Consider the following 22,783-nt stretch of genomic DNA (forward strand, 5'->3'; position numbering starts at 1 on the left):
CCCTAGTTAACACAAGGGTTGTCCCTAAGTCATTTTCATGACTTTAGGGACAACCCTTTGCTTTTTCGTCATTCAGTTATTGCGCATAATCCCCAGAATAATTGACTAAGGACACGTCCTGCACGCCTTCTATTTTACTAAGCTCATTTACAAATGCCGTATTATCATCCCGAAGCCGTACCTCCACCGTCATCTCAGTGAATTGCAGGACTAACAATTAATGTTGTACGGAATACAACAATACTTACAATGATCCACGATAATAGGAATATTGTTGTACGTTATACAACAAAATACCCTCAATCCCCTCATCTCATGCTTAATTGCTAGACATTGTTGTATTCTGTACAACAATACGATGGGATTAGATCATGAACAGCTCATTATGTTGTACTTGATACAACATTGTTGATCAAACATAACCAATACAAAAAAAAAGGACCGCATCGTTTCACGAGACGATGCGGTCAATATATGTTCTAGGGGTAAACTGTAAACCATGAGAAAGATAAAACGGATCCCTTGATCATCGGATCAAATCCCACTACTCAAGGATATGAACTAGCGCGGCAACCCTCCCTTGAAAATCGTCATCTGTCATTCGGTCCACTATTAGAATAACGCCCTTACATTAAATCAAACTGAATTGAACCTTAAAATTTCATAAAGACTGACAAGCTATAAGTAGCAAAAAACAAAAATCCCTTGTCCAGAACCTCATGACCAGGCTCTAAGCAAGGGATTATTTATTCGCTTCACGTATGATTAAGGCTTAACGTCCGCTCTTCAACTCGGTCCAGAGACGGTCGTACAATTGAATCTTGTCACCTACGTCAAGGAGCCACTCCGTGCGGGAGAGCTCTTCCTCAGACAAGTTAATCATTGTGTTGCTATTGTATTTTTCACTTTGATACTTCTTCGCTTCCGTTACAGGGTTGCTGTATCCGATCGCTTCGTAGTTCTTCGCGCTGTTCTCTGGGTCCAGCATGAAATTGATGAACTTCTCAGCAAGGTCTTTGTTCTTCGCGCCCTTTGGAATCGCGTAGTTGTCCGACCAGATCGTAGCGCCCTCTTTAGGCACAACGAACTTCACATCTGGATTCTCAGCAGCGATAAATGCCGCATCACCGGACCACACAGTGCCGATCCAGCCCTCTTCCTGCATCATCTTCTGCTTGATGCTGTCCGTATCGAACGCAAGCACGTTAGGCACAAGCTTCTTCAGATCTTCTACAGCAGCTAGAATATCCTCTTCGCTGTTGGAGCTGTTAGACTTGCCTGCTTTCTTCAGCGCCATACCGATGATTTCACGGTTGTCGTCTAGAAGCAGCACTTTACCTTTATATTTTTCATCCCACAGATCAGCCCAGCTGTCGATCTCTTCCTTCACGTACTTCGTGTTGTACGCAATGCCGGTAACGCCTGATGTGTAAGTAATGGAGTATTTATTGCCTGGATCATATGCAGGGTCCTTAAACGTGTCTGCAACGTATTGGAAATTCGGAATATTGTTCATATTAAGCGGCTCAAGAAGATCCTGCTTAATCATACTAGAAACCATATAATCCGAAGGTTGGATTAGATCATAATCCGAACCGCCAGCCTTAATCTTAGCCAGCAACTCTTCATTGTTAGCAAAATAAGAATAGTTAACCTTGACGTTATACTCCTCTTCGAACTTCTTAATCATGTCCGGATCGAAGTTGTCAACCCAACTATACAAATTCAGTGTTTCTTTCTTCTCACCGCAACCCGTAAGCGCAGTAAGTGCCAACAATCCGGCCAATACGACCGCAAACCATTTTTTGTTCAATTTACTACCCCTCTCCTAGAAAAAATAAAGTATTAGAATGGCAGCACGGAGCTGCGCTTATTCCCCTGACCGCGGTTTAGAAGCCACTGTGCCAGAAGAATCAGCAATATGCTGACAAAAATCATAATGGTACACAGCGCATTGATCTCAGGCGAGATCCCCCGCTTCACTGAGCTGTAAATATAGATCGGCAGAGTCGTCGAATTCGGACCTGCTACGAAGAAGCTGATGATGAAATCATCAATGGAGAGCGTGAACGCAATCAACGCTCCAGCCGCAATGCCCGGCCAGATTGACGGCAGCGTGACATACCGGAACGTCTGCCAAGCTGTCGCTCCGAGATCACTGGCCGCCTCTTCCAATTGCTTACCCATATTTTCCAATCTTGAAGATACGATAACATATACGAATGAAGTGCTGAACGTAACATGCGCAATCATAACCGTCAGCTTACCCAGCGGGACATGAAGCTGGCTGAACAGGATCAGCAGCGACAAGCCCATAATGATCTCAGGTACAACAATTGGCAGATACATCAGACCGCCGAAGCTGACTCGCGCTTTGCTGTTCATATTGCGCAGCGCTAATGCTGCCAACGTACCAAGCACTGTCGAAATAATAGTTGAAGTGAATCCGATGCTCAAGCTGTTACTGAGCGCTTCCAGCACATTGTCATTCTGGAACAACGAGCCGTACCAGTGCCAAGTGAAGCCTTCCCAGTCCGTGCTCATTCTCGAATCATTAAATGAGAAGATAATGACCAGCAGAATGGGCACATAGATAAAGGCGAGCATCAGGTACGAGTGAATGGATAACAGCGGATTCTTCCGTTTAGATGCTGTCTTCATGACCTCGCCTCCTTAGATGCTTCGTACTTAGAACGCATGGCGCGGTTGAATAATCCTATAATGATAAGCGAACTGATAACAAAGATGATCGACAACGCAGAACCAAAGGGCCAGTCTCGTGCGCCTAGGAACTGATTCTGAATAACATTGCTGATCATCTGTGACTTTGCGCCGCCGAGAATATCGGTGACAACAAACATCCCGGTCGTCGTAACGAACACGAGTACCGAGCCAGTCATAATACCAGACTTCGTCTGAGGAAGCGTGATGTGCCAGAAGGAGCGCCAGCTTGACGCGCCCAGGTCGCTTGCCGCTTCCAGCAGGCGACGATCCATCTGCTCCAAGGCAACATAGATCGGCAGCACCATATATGGAATGAAGGTGTACACCATACCAAGCAGTACAGCGCCCTTCGTATAGAGCAATTGCAGCGGTTCATCGATAATTCCTAAGCTCATCAATCCGGAATTCAGGAATCCTTGTGTCCGCAGAATCATAACCCAAGCATACGTACGGACGAGGAAATTGATCCAGAATGGGATCGTTATGCCGATGAGCCAAAATTTCTGAGCCTTAGGACCGACTGTAGTAATGTAATACGCCAGCGGATAACTGATCAATAAGCACACAACTGTCGTTACTATAGACAACACGATCGTATCCCAGAAAATACCGAGATACAGCGGATCAAAGAATCGCGCATAATTGTCAAGTGTAAAGTTCCACACGATGTTTCCTAGGTTGTCACGCTGCATGAAGGAGATGACAAACACCGCAATCATCGGGATGACTAGGAAGAAACCAAACCACAACAGGACAGGTGAGGCAATACCTAATGTGCGCTTCTTCATGACCCGATCGTCACCTCATCCTGTGGATCCCAAGTCAGTCTAACTTGCTGGCCGATCGCCCATTCCCGCGTATCTGTAAAGTCCAGTACGCTCGTAACACTGACTTGCTCTTGATCTAGATGAACTATTAATTTATGAATATTGCCGAGATAAACGATATCTTGAATCGTACCGCGTCTTGGAGCATCTTCGATATCCGTTAATACGCGTACACGCTCAGGACGAACAGAAAATAGCTTGTCTTCATGGAAGATATTGTTCTCACCGATGAACGTAGCTGCAAACAACGTCTCCGGGCGTTCATAAATAACTTTTGGAGAACCGACCTGTTCAATACGACCGTTATTCATAATAACGATTCGATCGGACATCATCATCGCTTCTTCTTGGTCATGCGTTACATATACGAATGTAATTCCCAAACTGCGCTGAAGCTGCTTCAGCTCTGCCTGCAGATTCTTCCTCAATTGCAAATCAAGTGCGCCAAGCGGCTCGTCAAGGAGCAGTACTTTCGGTTTATTCGCGATGGCGCGAGCAATCGCTACACGCTGCTGTTGACCGCCGGATAATTGATGCGGGTATCGGTTCGCAAACGCTGTAAGCTGCGTCAATCGGATCGCTTCAGCGATGCGTTCTTTCTGTTCAGCGGCCGGAATCTTCTTCATCTTCAGACCAAACTGAATGTTTTCCTGCACAGTCATGTGCGGGAACAATGCATAATGTTGAAACACCAGGTTCAAATTCCGCTTGTTCGGCGGCAATTGGGTAACATCTTCTCCATCGAGCCGAATAATACCCGATGTTGGTTGTTCAAATCCAGCAATCATGCGAAGTATCGTCGTTTTTCCGCATCCGCTCGGTCCGAGCAGCGTTAAAAACTCCCCCTCATCGATTGTCAAAGACAAGGGATGAACAACGGGGTGCCCAGCAAAATGCTTTTCCACATTCTCCAGACCAATCATGTACATCAACCCCTTCCCGTCGTCGGTAGACAACGTCATACAATATCATTAAAAAAAGCCATATCCATTGGTATGGCTTACTCGTCCCAGCATAATTTTTTTGCATATTCAATATACATTGTTTTGCCTGCTCTTACAACTAGTTTTGTGTAAATTCGACATATCCATACATGAATTAGCTAGAATTTCATGTATTTGTAGCATCTAAAGGGTAATTATCCCCTAATTTAAAGCATTTTTGGCTAAAAATAAAAGACTCCCGACGTTGACGCATCAGGAGCCTTCATGCTTATTTCATATATTGGTGCTTAAGTTAGACTATCGCATTAACCTGTTCTTACTTCAATTCGAAATCAATCTGCACCCTCGTCTGCAGCTGCACTTGTCCTGCTTGTGGAGCTGAATCCATCGCCTTAGATTCCGTCTTGGCAGCCAGCATGTCATAGTTCATCTGCACCGGACGATAATCAGAGCTCGTTTCCGTAATGGAGATCACCGCGCCCAGTTGACGTCCTCCAGCCTTCGCAAGCGCCTCCGCCTTCTTCTTCGCATGCTGAACGGCCCGCTCTAATGCTGCAGTCTCAGCACTTGATTGATCTTCCACATCAAAGTTGATGGAGTTAATGCGGTTAGCCCCCGCCTTGGATGCCGCGTCCACCATCTCACCAAGCTTCTTCATGTCGCGATAATTTACCTTGATCATATGCTCGGCGTTATAACTGACAACCTTCGGCTCTTGGTTCTCCTTGTACTGATACTGCGGCTGAACAGTGAATTCCGTCGTCTTGATATCCTTCGAGTTAATGCCGTATGTCTCTGTCAGCACTTTATACACCTTATTGAATGCAGCCGCATTCAACTCCTGTGCCTTGCTTGCCGTTTCAGCATTAGCCATGACGCCCATATGCACATATGCAATATCTGGATCCAGCTCCAAGCTTCCGATCCCATTAACCGAAACTACATTACGCATGCTTTCACCTGCCGCTTCTACTACGCTAGGCTGGCTCCAGCCCAACCCGCCAGTTGCTCCGAATATAAGCGCAACCCCCAGCACTGCCGCCGCTAATGGGCGCTTCCACCCTTTCTTCATGAGAACCCCTCCGATACCGATTCAATTGGAATATTTAACTAATGACTAGACGGGCTTGATTTGGAAAATGTTGCAGGTTAGAGCGTCTTATTTTAATTATTTGCGGCGCTTTCCCTACGTGCGATTACCCCAATCAAAAAATTAGTAAGTTTTGCAGGTTTATACTCAGTCTATGTCGAACTTTTAACGACATTCTCGCATCATCGTTATATGATATAGGATGGCGCTGGTTTATACATAGTTTGTCCTGATTGGCACTTATATGTGCCGTATCCTCGTTTTACTTACCATAGATAGCTCTAAGCTTATAGAAGGGGTTGTTCATTTACATGAGAAAAGAGAAGATAGAGTACCTATCTTTCTACAGGGCGATTGCCATTCTAGCCGTTCTGATGATTCATGCAACGTCACAGGCCGTGGCCAATATGCAGCTTTCCAGCATGTATTACGGGTATGTATTCGCCAACATTTTTTCTAAATTCGCGGTCCCATCCTTTATATTCTTAACCGGATTCGTCCTATTCTACAACTATGCGGATAAAGGCTTGAAACGTTCGAACATCTTATCTTTTTACACCAAGCGCTTAAAGTTCATACTCGTGCCTTACCTTATCGCATCGCTCTGCTACTTCGCTATGATCCAGGTGATGCGTGGCGGTGTTCATTTGAACATAAAGACGATTAGCGCCCTTGTCGAGGACCTGCTTACAGGATCCGCTTATGCGCACTTATATTACATATTTGTTCTCGTACAGTTTTACATACTCTTCCCGCTTCATCTAATGGCTGCTCGTTCTAAGACATTTGTGAAGTACAGCATCGTTATCGGTCTTGCTATTCAATGGGCGTTCATTCTGTTAAATAAATATGAATGGCAGGTGCCACAGAAAGGCAGCATATTCTTGTCTTATGTCAGCTTCTGGATGCTGGGATCCTACATAGGTATCAACTGGGATCGATGCAAAAATTGGCTCCAATCGCTGTTCAACCCAGCCGCTACCAAGGCTCATAAATGGTGGAACGTCGCATTATGGCTCAGCTGGCTCGTTATGGCGCTTGCACATGTTCAAGTGTGGTACTTGTACAACCTTAGAATATGGATGATGAACTCACTGGGATACGAAGCGCTGTTTAACATTCACAGCTTGTTATCATGCCTCATTCTCATTCAGATCAGTTCACTGATCCACCGTCGCGGCAAAGGGGTTTGGACACACCTGCTGAATCATCTGGGCGAAGTATCCTTCGGGGTTTACTTGCTTCATCCTGTGATCCTGCTCGTCTATCGCAAGTTTCCTTGGCATGGGGGATCACCCGTGCTGTATCCGATCTTCGTGATCGGCGGATTTGTCCTAGCGCTAGCAGCCTCCTGGATCATCGTAGGACTCTTGTCGCGCTTCTCGTGGTCATGGATGCTATTCGGCTCCAACGCGAAGCCTGCCGCTTCCAAGAAGGCAGCTAAGGATGAGGATTCTACCGTGGTATCGGGATAATTTATACGAAGGTTCGTGATCGAGAGGGGCAGCGCGCCCCTCTTTTTTTGTGAGTTGGAGCTTATGTGAGCTCCGAGCATGTTAGCGAGGAACACGTTAACGAGGGAGGGGGCGGGGGATCCATAATTCCGGATGGATCGGACCAATCCGCGGATGAGATAACGCGGGTTTTGCCCGTTACAGCGATCGTGTGCGCTCTTGGGAGTGCTGTAACGGGGTTTTTACCGCTTTCGAAGCCAATCTAGCTGACTCGACCCACTCCGCAAATGAGGTAACGCGGTTTTTACCCGTTACAACTCTCGTGTGCACTCTTGGGGGTGCTGTAACGGGGTTTTTACCGCTTTCGGCGCGCTGGCTTTGCTACAAACTCATTCTTCCGACGAGGAAACGGACACAGGAGCCGCTATTTCCAATAAAAACGGAATATTTGAAGTTTACCGGACTCAGAAGCCCTTATTTGCTTCAAAATGGGCGGTTATACGTCGATTGTTCACAAATAGCGGAACCACGGTCCGCAAACATGGAGAAATACCGATTTTTACTGAAAATAAAGGATCTTGTGTCCGCTTGGCAGGCTATTGTTGTATGCTCAACAAAAATTGCAGTAAAGTGTGCCCGAAAAGTCCGATTCCATAAATTTACCTGACTAAAGATATAATCAGCAATCTAAATGTTAGTAGTCATGAAAACCAAATCGCTTTCGCAGCCATTCTGGCCAGCCACACCCTGCGGAAGAGACACCACTAAACTCCCCACCACAACACTCATCGCCACCACTCACAGGAGTGAAGATAACGAGGAAATTACTTACCTGACTGCTCCGCAACGTTATACGTGTAAAATACATCTCTCTCCCCGATCTCGCCAGCGAAGATCAGTTTGCCTTCCTTGAATAGACGGATCGTCAGCTCGCTCGGCTGCTCACCTTGAAGCATCTCACGCATAGTCAAGATTGGCGCGTTAGCATCAGTCGTCGAGATGAGCACAATATCGTCGCTGCCATCCGCCAACTGCACTACAGCCGCAGCATAGCCGCTAACCGAATCACGATAAAGTACATTAGAATGCAGCGCGCCGTCAATCCATCCATAAGCTTCAAATGCCCCTTGCTTCAGGTCCGCCTTCATCAGGCGCAACCGCTCTCCTGCCGTTCCTTCCTGCTTCATCATAAACCAGAGAACTTCCCCTTGATCGGACGTATCATAGAGCAGCTGTGCGAATTCCTTGTTCCTCCAGCCCTCGTCAACAGGAACAGCGTTAAAAGCTAGCACTAACCCAACCTCATTCCCGTCCTCATCTATATAAATATTCCCATCGTCCCACGGAGACATTGCAATTGATGATATCTCCTCCATCTCATCAATCAGATAACCTCGCTCCGGATCTCGAGATAAAACGAATCGATTGCTCACCACTCGGTAATAGGGATACTGATACGAGTACATCATATCCGCTTCGATCACAGCCCGACCGTTCGTTTCCATCTCGACCTTATGGATTCGATAATCAACTTGACGAGGGGATGTGCCTTTCATATACCCCGGATTGAAACTAAAATACTGATGCGCCAACGCCTCATCCCGGTAGATAAGCGCCTCCGCCATATGCGCCACCGTATCCTGCTGAGTCGGCTTATGGTCACCAAGCGTCAGGTGGACCATCTGACGGCGGTTAGGGTCAGCATACGCTGCTTGGAAGTAGATAATCTCTTGGCCGTCCGCACTCCATGTTACATTTTCCACTGTGAAGTACGGTCGCTGCGGTTCATCCGCATACTGATCAACATCGTCCCACGACCAATCATTACTCACTGGCAAGCTGAAGTTGCTGCTTAGTCTCTGCCGCGTCTGCAGATCGATATCAGCCACCCACAAGTTCTGCATACGTAAGTTCCCCTCTTCGAGCACATACAGAACATATTTACCGTCAGATGAAACTACTGGCTGCGTACCTTCCGTAAACAACGTCGATTGCTGCGATTTCACATCCCAAGCATATATGCTGCCTTCATGCTCATAAAGAATGCTATCCTCACTGCCTTTGTACGCAGGGTGACTGCCCTCTAACAGGAACCGCTCTTCACCAGATGCGACATCAATCTCCCGGATCTCATGAGTAATAGCATCAGCATTAGCACTAACATGAGTACTCGCACTAACAGACTGCCCTCTAACAGCCAACAGCCTGCTGTTGCTTGGAGACCACGCAAGTTCTCCGATATAGTCTCGTGAAGCACCAATCTGCCGCTCTTCTCGCTCAGCAAGATTATATACGTACAATCCCCCAGCCTTCACATAGGCTAACTCCTTACCATTCGGAGATATCGTCAGCGAATCAATATCAACGCCCGGCACGATTAATTCAACATTTAATCCCACCTGCTTATAGATCCCCTTCTGAGGAACTGACACATATAATACATCGCCATCCGCCACAGCAGATGAGGCCGGATCTAGACCAAACTGCTGAATGGTGTCAAATACAGGGGTTACCTTCAGATCCGCCGCAAACACCCGCTGCGTGGCTATCTCACTGCTATTCCACAGCACGACCGCTGCTGTCACGAGTACGAGCATCGCGGCACTCAAGCCATAACGCCACATTCTCGACTGCTTCCATCGGGCTCCAGCCGTCCGCCCCTCCCGAGCTTCACGTGCCTGCAGCATCGCCTCCCCTTGCTCATCACGTTCCATGACCTGTACCCATTCGTTCCTCAGCTCAGCCTTCAGCTTGTCATTGACAGGAATCTTCTGATGCATCTCCCGCAGCTGCTTCTCAATATCCGGATGCTTCTCCATCGCTCACACCTCCCCCACACATTTCTCGATCCAGATTGACAGCTTCCTCCGCACCCGCTGCATACGCGTTCGCAGCCACGAGCCGTCCTTCCCAGTAACTCTGCTAATCTCTTCATAAGATAGATCAAGCATGTACTTCATCTGAACACACTCCCGATCCTCAGGCGCAAGCGCTACCAATGCCTTCTGCAGACACTCATAAACCACACCTGTCTCCGTACATAACTCAGGGATGTGCTCATAACCCGCAGCTTCCGGATCTTGTCCATAAGGAACATCCTTCCTCTGTCGATAATGATCGATGATGCGATTGCGGGCAATCGTGAACAGCCAGGCCCGATCGTACTCAGGAACCGTTCCGCCTTGTTTCCGAGCAGACTCAAACGACTTGCGAAATATATCACTCACGATATCGTCCGTATCCCAGACATCCCCGACTCGAAAGCGCACATAACGATATACGTCATCATAATAATCATCGTACATCTCCAGGAACGATCTCATAGGTTCCCTCCCTCTCCCTTCACCCCATTAAACGATTCATCTTGGAAAATATATCACCGTAAGCCGCACATTTGCGATTAAAGTCCATCTGAGCATAAAGTTACTAAAAACAGCTAAAAGGGAGGCACTCCGGCCTCCCTTTTATATAACCATATATTCCCGATTATAAGGCAAATATCTTCACAAACACCTTCAACGCCTCTTCAGAGCTGACTTTCGTCAGATGTTCTCTAAGCTTGAATCTGGCCACATCCTGAGAGATTCGCTCAATAGCAACCCCTGCTCCCTGCATCCATACCTGTGTCGGCTCATAGGAAGTGCTGCGCCAGCCGTTTATTTCTCCCGCAGCATTGCGCCGTTCCTTCACACCAGATATGACGATATCCATATGCCCCTGCAGCTCCTGAAGCGCCTTATCGAAGTCGCCCTTCTTCTCCTTCGCCTTCAAGCCCGCTGCAGCTCGCAGCGCCCTTGTCTCAATGCCTGGCTCATCAGCGATAATGGCGTACAGCTCTTTCGCTTCCATAGACAGCATGCCGTTCGCATAGCGCTGCTCAATCGTTCCGCTCGGGCTTAGCAGCGCATATACCCAAGGAAGCACCTCGCGCGAGATCAACACCGACTTCTTCTTGATAAACTTGCCGTAGGCGGCATGGCCATCCACTGCGAATCTCACGCGCCAACGCCAAGGATCTTGGTCGGAATCCGTATACCACTGTTCCTTTGGTGTGACGCTCTCCAGTGACGGATAACTCGGAATTAGCGGGGTAAGTGGCAGTATCCCCATCTTCTTAACCACGTCTACAGCTTCATCATAAGTATGGATCAATTGATTCATGACTTGAGCCAACCTCCCAGTGAAATGAACATCAATGTGTAGTATCCAATTCATTGTTGTATTGCTCCACAACCCGTCTCGCCATGTCTCGTATAGCTTCACGCAGCGCCGCAGGCTCTAACACCTCAGCATCCGTTCCTAAGCTGTACATGAAGCGCACGACCCACTCGTACTCCGTGGGTGGCAGCTCGAAGTCCGCCTCCCATACGTCTTCGCCGAGCTGACAGAGCGACTCGCCAATATGCTCGTCCTGCTCGACCCGCAGCATGCCGCGATAGTTCAGCCGTGCGCGTATGTGTATCCGCCCCGGCACGGCGCGCCCTGCGCCGGACGCCGCCTGCCGCCGCTGCTCGTCACGCCAGCGCGCGGCCTCGCTCTTGACGCGGTCCTCATCCGGACCGCTCACACCCTCCACCGCGTCGCACCGATCGACGCGGAACGTGCGTACCTCGCCATGCTCAGGCGAGTACGCCTCGCAGTACCAGAAGCCGTGCGCGCTATGCAGCCGCTCTGGCTGAAGCAGCAGCGACCGTTCGTGCCGCTGCGAACGGTACCGCACGCGCAGCGCGCGCCCCTCGGCTGCCGCCTCCAGCATCTGCATCAGATGCGGAGTGCGGTAGCGGCGCTCGGGTATGGACAGCTCCAGCTTGCTGAGCAGCGGCTCGAGCTGGAGCTGCAGGTCAGGCGACAATCCGTGCCTGACCTTGTCAATGACCGTCCACCGTTCCGTATTGAACGGTGAATCTGCCAGTCGCGTCATGCCATTCAACGCGACAAGCACTGTAAGCGCCTCCGCTTCCGTCAAACCAAGCGGAGGCAGCTTATACCCCTCCATCAGGCGATAGCCGCCTGATGGCCCGCTGACAGCGTACAGCGGGACACCCATCTCGCTCAGCGCCTGCATGTCCCGCATGATCGTGCGCTTCGATACTTCAAGCTTAGCTGCGAGAGAAACCGCTGTCTCCGCGCGCTGCTGGAGCGCCATCACAATTGCCGTCAAGCGATTGCCGCGTTTCATGACTGCACCTCTATCTCCTCGTTATACGTGCAGTATACCATGCTATTGGTGACAGCTTATATGTCACCAACCAATCCGAAATTTGAGGTATATATACATACAAAAAGGCACAAAAAAAAGCTGCCCCGCATATGCGGGGCAACTTCTTTAACACCGAAGTGTTTTAATTACAGTTTAACAACGTTCTCAGCTTGTGGGCCGCGGTTGCCTTGTACGATATTGAACTCAACGCGTTGGCCTTCGTCCAAAGTTTTGAATCCGTCGCCAGTGATTGCGGAGAAGTGTACGAATACATCGTTGCCGCCTTCAACTTCGATGAAGCCGAATCCTTTGTCAGCGTTGAACCATTTAACTGTACCTGTTTGCATGTGTGTTACCTCCAAATAATGTTTTACATGTTTGTTCTTATTTCATTAAACAAAATAAAAATTCACATATTGAAAAAGGTTCCATAGCACTAATGATTACCCTTTTCAATATGTGAATCAAGGTTTCATTTAATGTTGAGTTAACCATACCAAATATAATGCTGAAACACAAGAGGAATAATTATATAATCCAAAAAATTGTATAAATCGAATCGATCTTCTATTAGCATATGCTCATATTATTAACAAATTGCTCCCATTTTTATACATCAAATGGAAACAAACCACGAATATCGGACATTCTTATTGTAAAAAGGAACCCTGGGAAGGGTCCCTTTGATCACATCTTCGCGGGCCGAGTGCCTCGTTAGTATGCGGTAAATTAGTTTTCCAATTCTTCCTTGCTGACCAGCGTAACTAAAGCGCTTACAGCCTGTTCTGCGTCCGCACCTTCAGCAGCTATCCCAATTGACGTTCCTGAGCTGATTGCGAGACTCATAATTCCCATAATGCTCTTCGCGTTTACCTTCTTATCTTCCTTCTCCACGAAGATATCCGAGGAATATTTGTTTGCCTCTTGAACGAACAGTGCTGCTGGTCGAGCATGCAGACCTGTCTTCAGACGTACGACAACTTCTTGTTGAGCCATGCGAATCATACCCCCTATATTTAATCCATTATTCATCGGTGATACCATATAATACGTCGGTTAGGTTCATTTTATCACATTATAGCATTATAACCTATTTTAAACTAGCAGAAAAGTATCAGGTGTTCCGAATTCTCTCCGCCAGTTCATCTAGCTTGCGCAGACGATGATTTACACCCGATTTGCTCACTTTTCCTGCGAGCATCTCGCCCACTTCCTTCAGGTTCATATCCGGATGGGCAAGTCGAATCTGCGCCACTTCCCTAAGCTTATCCGGCAGACTGTCCAACCCGAGCTCTTTTTCAATCAGCTTTATATTATCAATCTGTCTAACCGCAGCCCCAATCGTCTTATTGAGGTTAGCCGTTTCGCAGTTTACGATTCGATTCACAGAGTTGCGCATGTCCCGCATGATGCGGACATCTTCGAATTTAAATAGTGCCTGGTGGGCGCCGATAATATTGAGAAACTCAATAATCTTCTCGCCTTCCTTAATATAGAACACAAAGCCTTTCTTGCGTTCGATACAACGCGCGTTGAGATCGAACTCATTCGCGAGGTCGGCAAGCGCCTTGCAGTGCTCCTCATACATCGAGGAGATCTCCAGATGGTAAGAAGACCCTTCGGGGTTGTTAACAGACCCTCCAGCAAGAAATGCTCCACGCAAATAAGCGCGCTTACAGCAATTATTAGCGATCGAGGCTGGTTCTATTCCATCCGTGAACAAAAAACCTTCAGATACGATGTGAAGATCGCTTAATACTTCTTGTACAGAATTAGGTATGCGCACAATATACACATTGTTCTTCTTCAATCGCATCTTCTTCCGTACCAGCAATTCTGTGTGAACTTGAAAATACTTTTTCACCAGTGTATACATACGGCGAGCAATCGCGGCATTCTCCGTCGAAATGTCCAAGATCACTTTGCGGTTCGAGGAGAGCTGCACCGATCCGTTCATCCGCAGAAGCGCAGACAATTCTGCCTTTTCACAGCACGAGTCCGATTCGACCATCGTTAGTTCTTTTTTCGTTTGTGCCGCAAAAGACATGTCCTCACCTCTTTCGTAACATCCAATCCTCTACCAGGTGGTAGATATGATGACTTAATTTATCTGCGTCATGACGCAAGTACGTGCGGAATAGCACCAATGAATCAGCTATAACCTTGTACCCTCGGTTCGTTACCTCTTCAAGATCCAGATGTACCGCTTTAGCGCCCTTTTCCGCATACTTATCTTGTACTTGAGGCGGGATCTCACCATCATTCACAATGACATAGTCAAACAACTGATGGCCTATATGAAGATGTATAGCATCTAGATGGTCCCCAACTGTATAATTATCAGTTTCTCCAGGTTGGGTCATCACATTACATACAAATAGCTTTACCGCATTCGATTGTACTACTGCATCCGCCAGTTCTTTCACCAGCAGAGTTGGAATAATGCTCGTATATAAGCTCCCAGGACCGATCAGAATCGCATCCGCTTCACGCAAAGCCTCGACAGCCTCCGGCAAAGCTTCCACATCATCCGGTTCCATGAATACTCGCTTAATACGCTCCCCGTACTTGGGAATGTTGGATTCCCCAGTTACAATCGTACCGTCAATCATCTCGGCCTTCAACACAACCGCTTGATCAGCAGCCGGCAGCACACGTCCTCTAACCGCTAATACTCGGCTCAATTCGCGTATACCAGAGACGAAATCACCCGTAATGTCGGTCATTGCAGCTAGAATCAAATTGCCTAAGCTGTGGCCCGCCAAGCCCGTGCCGGACTGAAAACGATATTTAAGCATTTCAGAGAGCGAGGGCTCCACGTCAGCGAGCGCCGTCAGCACACTGCGAATGTCACCAGGAGGCGGCATCTGCAATTCACTACGAAGAATGCCTGAGCTACCCCCATCATCTGCAACCGTCACAATTGCGGTAATATCCAGCGGCTTCTCTTTCAAGCCTCGCAGCATCACCGACAATCCGGTTCCGCCTCCCATAACCACGATGCGCGGACGCTCCATATCCTTCATTTTACGTACCATGGGGTCCTCAAATCCTCTCATCAGTGGCGATCTCGCTCCGCATCGCGGTGGCTGACGCGCACATTTTCCGTATCACTTGAGCCTATCATTCGACCGATGTATTCAGCAATAGCAACAGAGCGGTGTTTGCCGCCCGTACATCCAATGCCGATAACCAATTGACTCTTACCTTCTTTATGATACTGCGGTATTAAATAATTGAGCATATCCAATAATTTAGATAAAAATTGCTGAGTCTCCGGCCATTTCATCACATAGTCATATACTTCCGCATCTTGACCTGTTCGCGGTCGCAAGGAGTCGACATAATGCGGATTAGGCAGAAAACGCACATCAAATATAAGGTCTGCGTCGATAGGCACTCCATACTTGAAGCCGAAAGATGTTACATTGATCGACATCAGGTTCTGGTTCGCCTGCATAAACCGAGAAATAATGCGTTCTTTCAATTGCGCGGGCTTCAGGCTGCTCGTATCAATCACTTGGGAGGCCATGCCCTTCAAATCTTCCAACAGCTTGCGTTCCATCTTAATGCCATCCAGCGGCATGCCATCCGGCGTTAGCGGATGACGGCGGCGACTTTCCTTATATCGCTGCACCAATACGCCATCTGTAGCATCCAAGAATAGAATTTCACAGCTAATTGTAAAATGATCTCTAATATAGCTCAACGATTCTGACAAGGCTGTGAAAAACTCACGACCTCGCAGATCAATAACAAGCGCTACTTTGCCAATCTTGCCCTTAGACTGTTCAATAAGCTCAGCAAACTTCGGAATCAGCACAGGCGGAAGATTGTCCACACAGAAGAAGCCTAAGTCTTCTAAGCTCTGGACGGCTATTGTCTTGCCCGCACCAGACATTCCGGTTATGATAACTAACTTGGCTAGGGCAGTGGTTTCCGTCAATTCCATGCTCGTTCGTCCTCTCTTTAGTACGATCCGATTACGAATATAAGAACAATCCTGCAGCGCCTATCATTCCAGCATCATTGCCTAGTTCCGCAGCAACGATAGAAACGCCGCGAGTAACCGGTTCTGGAGTACATTTCATAAATGTTTCGCGAATCTGGTCAAATAAGAAATCTCCCGCTTTCGATACACCGCCGCCAATGATAAAGCGCTCAGGATTCAGCGTAACAGCTACTGCAGTCATCGCTTTACCTAAATAATGAGCCGCGCGGCTTACGATTCGAATCGCAACTTCATCTCCAGCCTTCGCTGCATCAAACACATCTTTCGCCGTGATCGGATGCTCCACGTGTGCCAAAGACGTACGATCTCCGCGTTCAACCGCATCATTAGCCATGCGAATAATTCCTGTCGCTGAAGACACCGTCTCTACACAGCCCATCTTACCGCAGCCGCATTGAATAGCTTCAAGATCAGGAATAACCGAGACATGTCCCAACTCACCTGCGAGTCCGGAGAAGCCTTGCATAATCTTGCCGCCAACAATAATGCCGCCGCCTACGCCCGTTCCAAGCGTATAGCATACGCAATGATCTATCCCTTTGCCTGCACCGCTCCAAGCCTCGCCAAGTGCGGCTACATTCGCATCGTTGTCGATCTTGATCGGCTTCTGAAGGCGCTCTTCTAATATAGAGCGAATTGGAACCTCTTTAAATCCAATATTCGGAGCCAATAAGATGATGCCTTCCTTAACATTTGTAAACCCTGCAACACCGGCGCCTACGCCAACTACCTGATCCCACGAATAGGGCGACTCTTCCACGATATGACGAACATATTTCTCAATGTTATCGATGACCGCATCAGGTCCTTTTGGTACTTCAGTTGGCCCTTCAAAAGTTTGCAGCAATTTACCTTCAGCATTGACCAAACCCACTTTAATTGCTGTACCGCCTAAATCGACACCTACATAGAGTTGCTCAGACATACGTCATCCACCTTTGTGTTCATATTCGTATCCCACTTCTGTTCCCACTATACGTGAACTCCTATGTTAGGTCAAGAGAACGGGTCACTGCCTGATGACCCTAGGAGCCGGAGGAGAGAAGGTGTGTAACAAGGAAAAACGGAGCCTCTCGGCCCCGTATCTCGATCTCATCTATGATGCAATCTGCTAGCTCATTCTAGTGGATTAGTTACCGCTCCAGTCGTGCACCATGCTGCCTTCGAGGAACTTCTCGCAATCCAATGCAGCTTGGCATCCGGAACCTGCAGCTGTGATCGCTTGACGATACTTCATGTCCTGCACATCGCCTGCTGCGAAGATACCTGGAACGCTCGTTACAGTGGAGCCTGCTTGAACGACGACATAGCCTGCATCGTTAAGCTCGACTTTGCCTTTTAAGAAGTCTGTATTCGGCTTATGTCCGATCGCTACGAACAAGCCGTCTGTTTCTATGACTTCTTCTTTACCTGTTTCATTGTTCTTCACGCGCATTCCTGTAACTCCCATACCTGTCGCTTCAACATTAATCGGCGTGCGATTCAGCGCCCACTTAATCTTCTCGTTGCCGCGTGCGCGATCCTGCATGATCTTCGATGCGCGCAGTTCGTCACGACGGTGAACCAATGTCAATTCGCTTGCAAAGCGAGTTAGGAAGTTAGCTTCCTCAAGCGCGGAGTCGCCGCCGCCGACAACAACAATCTTCTTGTTGCGGAAGAAGAATCCGTCGCATGTCGCACAGGCGCTGACACCTTTACCGAGGTTGTCTTGCTCGCCAGGGATGTTCATGTATTTCGCGCTTGCGCCAGTAGCGATGATCAGTGTTTCAGTAATAATCTCACCCAAGCCTTCGACTTGAAGCTTGAATGGACGCTCAGATACATCTACGTCTGTAACGAACCCTGTCTTGAAAGTCGTGCCGAAGCGCTCAGCTTGCTTGCGCATGCTGTCCATCAATTCCGGACCCGTAATACCTTCTGGGAATCCCGGGAAGTTCTCTACATCCGTCGTTGTCGTCAATTGACCGCCTGGCTGCGGGCCTTCAATGACTAGCGGATTAAGGTTGGCGCGTGCCAAGTAAATCGCTGCTGTATATCCTGCTGGGCCTGTCCCGATTACTACTGATTTGTAAACTTGTGTTGTCATTTAATATTATTCCCCTTTCCGTCGCACGTATCTATTTATGTGGTTTAGTATTAATAACCTTCAATAGTTAAGTTGAATCCATGGCCTAAATTCAGCTTATGACCACTTCTTGTGACCACTTGATGTACTTATCGGAATATCACTGATTATCATTATACCAGTCTATCTTGGATAAGACACACGGCTTCAATAAGCTTAACATTCTTGCTCACGGTCGCGGCCGACACTTGATATCGCGCTGCAACCTCGTTATAGGTTAGCTCCCGTTGATGCATCTTGGAAGTCACATATTCCACCGCCGCTGCCCAACCGTCTGCTTTCGCCAGCTTCGGCGTGTCAGGGTAACAGCAAGATAAATATTCAAGCCACAGCGTTTCCGCATCATGTACGATATATAGCTCATAGCGGTCATCCATCTGCTTGCGAATGCTGTCAATGACCTGTATCCAACCCATCTGCCATTCCGGAAAATGGTCTCCTACGTAATCCGTCTCCAGCATCTCCATGCCGTTCGGACCCAAGTATTCCAGCGGTCCCTTCTGCTGAAGTCGACGCAGTGCATAATAGCTAAGCTGGCGTACGTATGGATTCTGCTCCGGATCCGTTAGCAGAAAGCGCAGCGCTTCTATAGCTTCCTCATCGCCAATCATCTTCATCGCTTCCAGCGCCTGCAGCCTCGTCGGCAGATCGCCGAATCGAATCGCCCAGAACAGTGATGAGCGGACTAACGGATCGCGCTTCATGCGTGATTGCCAGTCGTTGTCCGGCTCCTCATCGGCTTCATCACGGCCCTGTACTTCCGCCTGCGACTGCATCTGATGTCTGCGACTTGTTTCATCATAAGGCAAACGATAATGATAGCTTGGCTGCGGCTCCATTATCCCATCTGGCCTAGGACGCTGCAGCTGCTCTAAATAATAAGCGGCAATGCCCGATTGCATATCCAATCTTCGGCATATCGCCCACCACGCGGCGGCTTCATCGTAGCGAGACATGTGGCAGGCTGCAACTGCCGCATAATGATAGACACTCGGGTCGCTTGTCGATCCATTGGTCACGATTCGCTTCAAATGACGGTACGCCTCAGCATGTTCACCTAGTATACCCATCGTAGCAGCCAATTTATAGCTATGTTCGCGGTGAAGCGGCTCCATCTTGGCAAGAAGGCTAATTAACTCGGTCACCACATCTTCGTGACCAGCGTTGCGCTCGAACACCGCCAAGTTGCATAGCGCGTGCAAGTTGCCGCCGTCGCGTTCCAGCACGCGATTCAGTGTATCCACTGCATCATCAAATCGCCCCATATAGTAGTAAGCCAACGCTAGATTATTCCCGACGGCAAGATAGTCTGGATCTTCTTCCGTAATTCGCTGCAGGATTTGAACCGCCTCCGTGAATTGCCCTTCCTCCAGTAATCTACGCGCGTGAAGATGATCCTGTTCCCGCTGCGACATCTTGGATGCTTCATCATGAGGAGATTGAACTCGCTCGCTTCGTTCATGCGGTGGTTCAGCTTGAGCATAGGAATCACTGGCGATCGATCCCTCATTCTCTTCAGATGCTGCGGTCTCCTGAACGCCTTCCATCGCAAGTTCTCGTTTTCCCTTTCCTTTAGATGAAGGGTTCCGGGGCAGGCTGCGTGATGCTTCGTATTTTAATTCATAGTGAATCATGTCCATCATGGCTTCTGCTTCTTCTGCGTACAGACCCTTCGGGTCAAGCGACATATACCGCTCCAGCATGACTTTCGCAGTATCGAATCTCCCCATATAAGCCCAGTTGTTGGCCATATAGTAATAACATTCTGTCATGTGAGGGTCCATCTCGGAGACTACATGCTCTAAAATATGATTGGATTGCTCGTATTGTCCGGTTTCTGCCAATACTCCAGCAAAATTGCATTGATGAATCGGATTGCCCGGTTCAATCTCTGCTGCACGTCGAAAATATTGTAAGGCCTTGTCATGCTGAAGGCGCTCCAGTGCTCTCATCGCGCGTTCCGCATAGGCTGCAGCACCTACTGGAAACACGACTACATTATGCGGATGAATGTCGGGTCCGGTTAAGTGCGGCTTGTGTCCTGCCATAGCCAAGGCACCTCCTGATCAGTCTTCGTTATAAACATACCCTTCAGTATACCATAACGATTACGTTGTTTCCCTCATTCATCACATCTGCTATAAGCGCTGCCGTAACACACTTCCAACCACACTGCTCTATCTTCTTCATGCAGAGCCGGTGTTCTTTCTGGCATGTACATCATGCTGCATCCATACGATGTTCTCTTGGATACACAGCAACATGCATATTGAGAGAGATTTTTACTTTATAATAATTCTTATCTTATTATAACTTGCGTCTTCAATTATCGCAATGGTTCGACAAACGTATTCACACCTTTTTCATAAACCTCTCGATCACAGCGCCCGCCATGCACAGCCCCAACACAAAAACGCCTCTTTAGATAAGAGACGTTTCAGCGAATATACTTGTTTACGCTCTTTCAAGAGCGCTATTTCATAGCGGGTATAGGCATGAACAGAAGATTAATCGGCATGTTGCTGCCTGAAGCAAGCACGAAGGTAATCTCCACTTTCTCTGCATCATCGCCTGTTCGGTGCAGTACACCTATCTCATTAGGATTCTTCAATATGCTCTGCTCTGTCGCCTTGACCACTTGCCCATTAACGAGAAATGCACCAGCGTAATGCCCCCCGCGAGCGTTCAAGCCAATCACAGTATGCGGAGCGACCTCCAGCGTCATGTTGTACAGGACACCATTGTTGCCGAAGTTGATCTCATCTATTCCTGAGGTTGAGTCTACTCCATCCAGGTAAGGATCATTGCTGTTATCGGCTACGATCATCCGCTGCTTCTGTTCGCCAAGCAGACCATCAGCAATTATTGTACGGTTCCCATCTAGAAATGTACCTCTTACATGCTTGCCGTCACGATCTAGAATCTTCAGATTAGGCAAAGCTTCTATCGGATTCGTACCAGGTTCTACGACGACAACGGAATATTCCAGCTCTCCATTAGATGACAGATTGGTATGGGAAGTCATCGTCAAGCCCGGTTTCAGAATCTGTGCGCTGATCTCCGGCAGCACCGCTATGGTTTTTCCCGCTGGAACTTTCATCGTTCGCACCTGCTGTGCTGAATTGACAGATTCAAGGAATCTCGTTACAGCTGCCTGACCGCTTGTTGTTACAAGCTGGGTCGGACCTCCCATGCCAAACGCATCCACTTGCAGTTCAACATCTGTGGTCTGGCGGTTCGTCGCTAACAGGTACACCTTCAGATCCCGCCTGGATCGATTCTGATTATGAATATTCATTCTGAGCGGACCAGAAGCTACTTCCCTATAGGAAATTCCCTCATCTCCTTGCAAGAGCTCAGGGCTGTTGGCGCGCACCATCTTCAACTGTTCCGGAATAAAGAAGTAAGGCACTTGCTTATAGTCGAGCACTTCTCCACCTGAAATCGTATATTTTCCGCCAACTGGAGTATAGATCAAGCCATGCTCTTCGGGAGTATACAATCTCTCGCTCGTAACAGTCACAGACTTCGTGACAGAACTCGTCAAGCCCTTGCTGTTTTGGACTTCCAGCGTTATTTCATGCTCACCTTCTTCAAAAAATGCCGCTTCGTTCCCCGTCCATGTTCTACGTACAATATCCAATTCGTTGTCATAGCTGTGGTCGTAATAGTTAATGTTCTCGCCTTGCTTATAGACCGTCTTATCTGTCGAGAAATCAGCGATCGGCGGTTCATACTCTTTAACCCAGGTATCCCAGCTTAGAGTCAGTTGCTTCCCATTAACAGCAAGGGAGCTCCCCGTTATTTGAGCCCATGTCTTCAGAGGAACCATCAAGCTGCCATTTTGAGTATAGAGAACGCCTGAAGAGGTGTGCAGTTGTCCATCTATTATGATCTGAGTCGTATTGATAGCGAAGCGGAGCGAAGTCCCCTCCTTGCTGGCGATCACTTCGTGCTTAACCGAATCGACGGACAGCGTGTAGCCGTACATAGGGGCGATACTCGCTAGAGGAACATAAGTCTTATATTCTTTCTCCGTAATTGGCTGTTTCGCTGTTACCTTCTGACCGTTAAGTGTCATCACACTACTGTCAGGCGTTAATATTAATTCGTTAGTCATGACGTAATCGGCGTGTGCGATAGGGTTCATACCAAGGAGCTGTGCGGCAAGCAGCGTGCTGACTGCTAGACTGATCATTCGTTTAGTGGTGTGTAATTTCATGATTGCTTCTCCCTTTCATGTTGCAAACATATGGATATGAAAATAGTTATAATGGTATGAACGCCCCCTGTTGGAAAAAGTTTCTCAATTATACAAATTTATTTTATATGACGGATTGTCAAGCTAAGCGCGACAGTTCGTCCATGAATGCTTCGTGAGCAGATTTCCAGCCAAGACATTTACGA

The 22,783-nt window shown here is 48.1% G+C and carries 19 protein-coding genes; 1 reads left to right on the forward strand and 18 read right to left on the reverse strand.

Annotated features, from left to right (window positions below):
* Positions 1–772 precede the first annotated feature (772 nt).
* The 5 genes from AC3WTP_RS14300 to AC3WTP_RS14320 all read right to left on the reverse strand — a co-directional run bounded on the left by AC3WTP_RS14300 (position 773) and on the right by AC3WTP_RS14320 (position 5,567).
* Positions 773–1,813 (reverse strand): ABC transporter substrate-binding protein, encoded by a 1,041-nt coding sequence (locus tag AC3WTP_RS14300; RefSeq protein WP_492395293.1) that lies wholly within the window; start codon positions 1,811–1,813, stop codon positions 773–775.
* 32 nt (positions 1,814–1,845) lie between these two features.
* A complete protein-coding gene (locus AC3WTP_RS14305; protein WP_492395294.1) occupies positions 1,846–2,661 on the reverse strand; it encodes an ABC transporter permease in 816 nt (271 codons plus the stop codon).
* Positions 2,658–3,512 (reverse strand): ABC transporter permease, encoded by an 855-nt coding sequence (locus tag AC3WTP_RS14310; RefSeq protein ID WP_492395295.1) that lies wholly within the window; start codon positions 3,510–3,512, stop codon positions 2,658–2,660. The genes AC3WTP_RS14305 and AC3WTP_RS14310 overlap by 4 nt, the downstream gene beginning before the upstream one ends.
* Positions 3,509–4,480, reverse strand: a complete 972-nt coding sequence (locus tag AC3WTP_RS14315) for an ABC transporter ATP-binding protein (protein WP_492395296.1) — start codon at positions 4,478–4,480, stop codon at positions 3,509–3,511. The genes AC3WTP_RS14310 and AC3WTP_RS14315 overlap by 4 nt, the downstream gene beginning before the upstream one ends.
* 331 nt (positions 4,481–4,811) lie before the next feature.
* The gene (locus AC3WTP_RS14320; protein WP_492395297.1) at positions 4,812–5,567 is read right to left on the reverse strand and encodes an SIMPL domain-containing protein; all 756 of its coding nucleotides are present in this window, start codon (positions 5,565–5,567) and stop codon (positions 4,812–4,814) included.
* Between the two features lie 329 nt (positions 5,568–5,896).
* On the opposite strand from AC3WTP_RS14320, the gene AC3WTP_RS14325 reads away from it, so the two are divergent.
* Entirely contained in the window at positions 5,897–7,060 is a 1,164-nt protein-coding gene (locus AC3WTP_RS14325) for an acyltransferase (RefSeq protein ID WP_492395298.1), read from the forward strand.
* Positions 7,061–7,863: 803 nt separating this feature from the next.
* Here AC3WTP_RS14325 and AC3WTP_RS14330 read toward each other — a convergent pair.
* The 13 genes from AC3WTP_RS14330 to AC3WTP_RS14390 all read right to left on the reverse strand — a co-directional run bounded on the left by AC3WTP_RS14330 (position 7,864) and on the right by AC3WTP_RS14390 (position 22,598).
* A complete protein-coding gene (locus tag AC3WTP_RS14330; protein WP_492395299.1) occupies positions 7,864–9,858 on the reverse strand; it encodes a hypothetical protein in 1,995 nt (664 codons plus the stop codon).
* 3 nt (positions 9,859–9,861) lie between these two features.
* Entirely contained in the window at positions 9,862–10,362 is a 501-nt protein-coding gene (locus AC3WTP_RS14335) for an RNA polymerase sigma factor (RefSeq protein WP_492395300.1), read from the reverse strand.
* A 163-nt stretch (positions 10,363–10,525) separates the two neighbouring features.
* Positions 10,526–11,200 carry an AlkZ-related protein gene (locus AC3WTP_RS14340; protein ID WP_492395301.1) on the reverse strand — a complete coding sequence of 225 codons (675 nt, stop codon included), beginning with the start codon at positions 11,198–11,200 and terminating at the stop codon, positions 10,526–10,528.
* A 31-nt stretch (positions 11,201–11,231) separates the two neighbouring features.
* Positions 11,232–12,218 carry a helix-turn-helix transcriptional regulator gene (locus tag AC3WTP_RS14345; protein WP_492395302.1) on the reverse strand — a complete coding sequence of 329 codons (987 nt, stop codon included), beginning with the start codon at positions 12,216–12,218 and terminating at the stop codon, positions 11,232–11,234.
* A gap of 167 nt (positions 12,219–12,385) precedes the next feature.
* A complete protein-coding gene (locus tag AC3WTP_RS14350) occupies positions 12,386–12,586 on the reverse strand; it encodes a cold-shock protein (protein WP_458570600.1) in 201 nt (66 codons plus the stop codon).
* Between the two features lie 382 nt (positions 12,587–12,968).
* Positions 12,969–13,235 carry an HPr family phosphocarrier protein gene (locus AC3WTP_RS14355; protein ID WP_492395303.1) on the reverse strand — a complete coding sequence of 89 codons (267 nt, stop codon included), beginning with the start codon at positions 13,233–13,235 and terminating at the stop codon, positions 12,969–12,971.
* Positions 13,236–13,353: 118 nt separating this feature from the next.
* Positions 13,354–14,286 (reverse strand): DNA-binding protein WhiA, encoded by a 933-nt coding sequence (gene whiA, locus AC3WTP_RS14360; protein WP_492395304.1) that lies wholly within the window; start codon positions 14,284–14,286, stop codon positions 13,354–13,356.
* A 4-nt stretch (positions 14,287–14,290) separates the two neighbouring features.
* Positions 14,291–15,277, reverse strand: coding sequence for a gluconeogenesis factor YvcK family protein (locus tag AC3WTP_RS14365; RefSeq protein ID WP_492395305.1), 987 nt, complete (start codon positions 15,275–15,277; stop codon positions 14,291–14,293).
* Between the two features lie 20 nt (positions 15,278–15,297).
* Positions 15,298–16,191, reverse strand: a complete 894-nt coding sequence (gene rapZ / locus AC3WTP_RS14370) for an RNase adapter RapZ (protein ID WP_492395306.1) — start codon at positions 16,189–16,191, stop codon at positions 15,298–15,300.
* A gap of 31 nt (positions 16,192–16,222) precedes the next feature.
* A complete protein-coding gene (locus AC3WTP_RS14375; protein WP_492395307.1) occupies positions 16,223–17,176 on the reverse strand; it encodes an ROK family glucokinase in 954 nt (317 codons plus the stop codon).
* A 204-nt stretch (positions 17,177–17,380) separates the two neighbouring features.
* Entirely contained in the window at positions 17,381–18,337 is a 957-nt protein-coding gene (trxB, locus tag AC3WTP_RS14380) for a thioredoxin-disulfide reductase (RefSeq protein WP_492395308.1), read from the reverse strand.
* A 152-nt stretch (positions 18,338–18,489) separates the two neighbouring features.
* On the reverse strand, positions 18,490–20,424 hold the full coding sequence (locus AC3WTP_RS14385; RefSeq protein WP_492395309.1) for a tetratricopeptide repeat protein: 1,935 nt from the start codon (positions 20,422–20,424) through the stop codon (positions 18,490–18,492).
* A 425-nt stretch (positions 20,425–20,849) separates the two neighbouring features.
* Positions 20,850–22,598, reverse strand: coding sequence for a stalk domain-containing protein (locus tag AC3WTP_RS14390; RefSeq protein WP_492395310.1), 1,749 nt, complete (start codon positions 22,596–22,598; stop codon positions 20,850–20,852).
* Positions 22,599–22,783 lie beyond the last annotated feature (185 nt).

Source organism: Paenibacillus sp. EB106-04-04-XG159 (genome assembly GCF_058791835.1).

Excerpts from the sequence above, each read along its gene's own strand:
- AC3WTP_RS14305 (WP_492395294.1), bottom strand. The coding sequence starts at position 2,661 with ATGAAGACAGCATCTAAACGGAAGAATCCGCTGTTATCCATTCACTCG.
- AC3WTP_RS14310 (WP_492395295.1), bottom strand. The coding sequence starts at position 3,512 with ATGAAGAAGCGCACATTAGGTATTGCCTCACCTGTCCTGTTGTGGTTT.
- AC3WTP_RS14315 (WP_492395296.1), bottom strand. The coding sequence starts at position 4,480 with ATGTACATGATTGGTCTGGAGAATGTGGAAAAGCATTTTGCTGGGCAC.
- AC3WTP_RS14320 (WP_492395297.1), bottom strand. The coding sequence starts at position 5,567 with ATGAAGAAAGGGTGGAAGCGCCCATTAGCGGCGGCAGTGCTGGGGGTT.
- AC3WTP_RS14325 (WP_492395298.1), top strand. The coding sequence starts at position 5,897 with ATGAGAAAAGAGAAGATAGAGTACCTATCTTTCTACAGGGCGATTGCC.
- AC3WTP_RS14330 (WP_492395299.1), bottom strand. The coding sequence starts at position 9,858 with ATGGAGAAGCATCCGGATATTGAGAAGCAGCTGCGGGAGATGCATCAG.
- AC3WTP_RS14335 (WP_492395300.1), bottom strand. The coding sequence starts at position 10,362 with ATGAGATCGTTCCTGGAGATGTACGATGATTATTATGATGACGTATAT.
- AC3WTP_RS14340 (WP_492395301.1), bottom strand. The coding sequence starts at position 11,200 with ATGAATCAATTGATCCATACTTATGATGAAGCTGTAGACGTGGTTAAG.
- AC3WTP_RS14345 (WP_492395302.1), bottom strand. The coding sequence starts at position 12,218 with ATGAAACGCGGCAATCGCTTGACGGCAATTGTGATGGCGCTCCAGCAG.
- AC3WTP_RS14350 (WP_458570600.1), bottom strand. The coding sequence starts at position 12,586 with ATGCAAACAGGTACAGTTAAATGGTTCAACGCTGACAAAGGATTCGGC.
- AC3WTP_RS14355 (WP_492395303.1), bottom strand. The coding sequence starts at position 13,235 with ATGGCTCAACAAGAAGTTGTCGTACGTCTGAAGACAGGTCTGCATGCT.
- whiA (WP_492395304.1), bottom strand. The coding sequence starts at position 14,286 with ATGTCTTTTGCGGCACAAACGAAAAAAGAACTAACGATGGTCGAATCG.
- AC3WTP_RS14365 (WP_492395305.1), bottom strand. The coding sequence starts at position 15,277 with ATGGTACGTAAAATGAAGGATATGGAGCGTCCGCGCATCGTGGTTATG.
- rapZ (WP_492395306.1), bottom strand. The coding sequence starts at position 16,191 with ATGGAATTGACGGAAACCACTGCCCTAGCCAAGTTAGTTATCATAACC.
- AC3WTP_RS14375 (WP_492395307.1), bottom strand. The coding sequence starts at position 17,176 with ATGTCTGAGCAACTCTATGTAGGTGTCGATTTAGGCGGTACAGCAATT.
- trxB (WP_492395308.1), bottom strand. The coding sequence starts at position 18,337 with ATGACAACACAAGTTTACAAATCAGTAGTAATCGGGACAGGCCCAGCA.
- AC3WTP_RS14385 (WP_492395309.1), bottom strand. The coding sequence starts at position 20,424 with ATGGCAGGACACAAGCCGCACTTAACCGGACCCGACATTCATCCGCAT.
- AC3WTP_RS14390 (WP_492395310.1), bottom strand. The coding sequence starts at position 22,598 with ATGAAATTACACACCACTAAACGAATGATCAGTCTAGCAGTCAGCACG.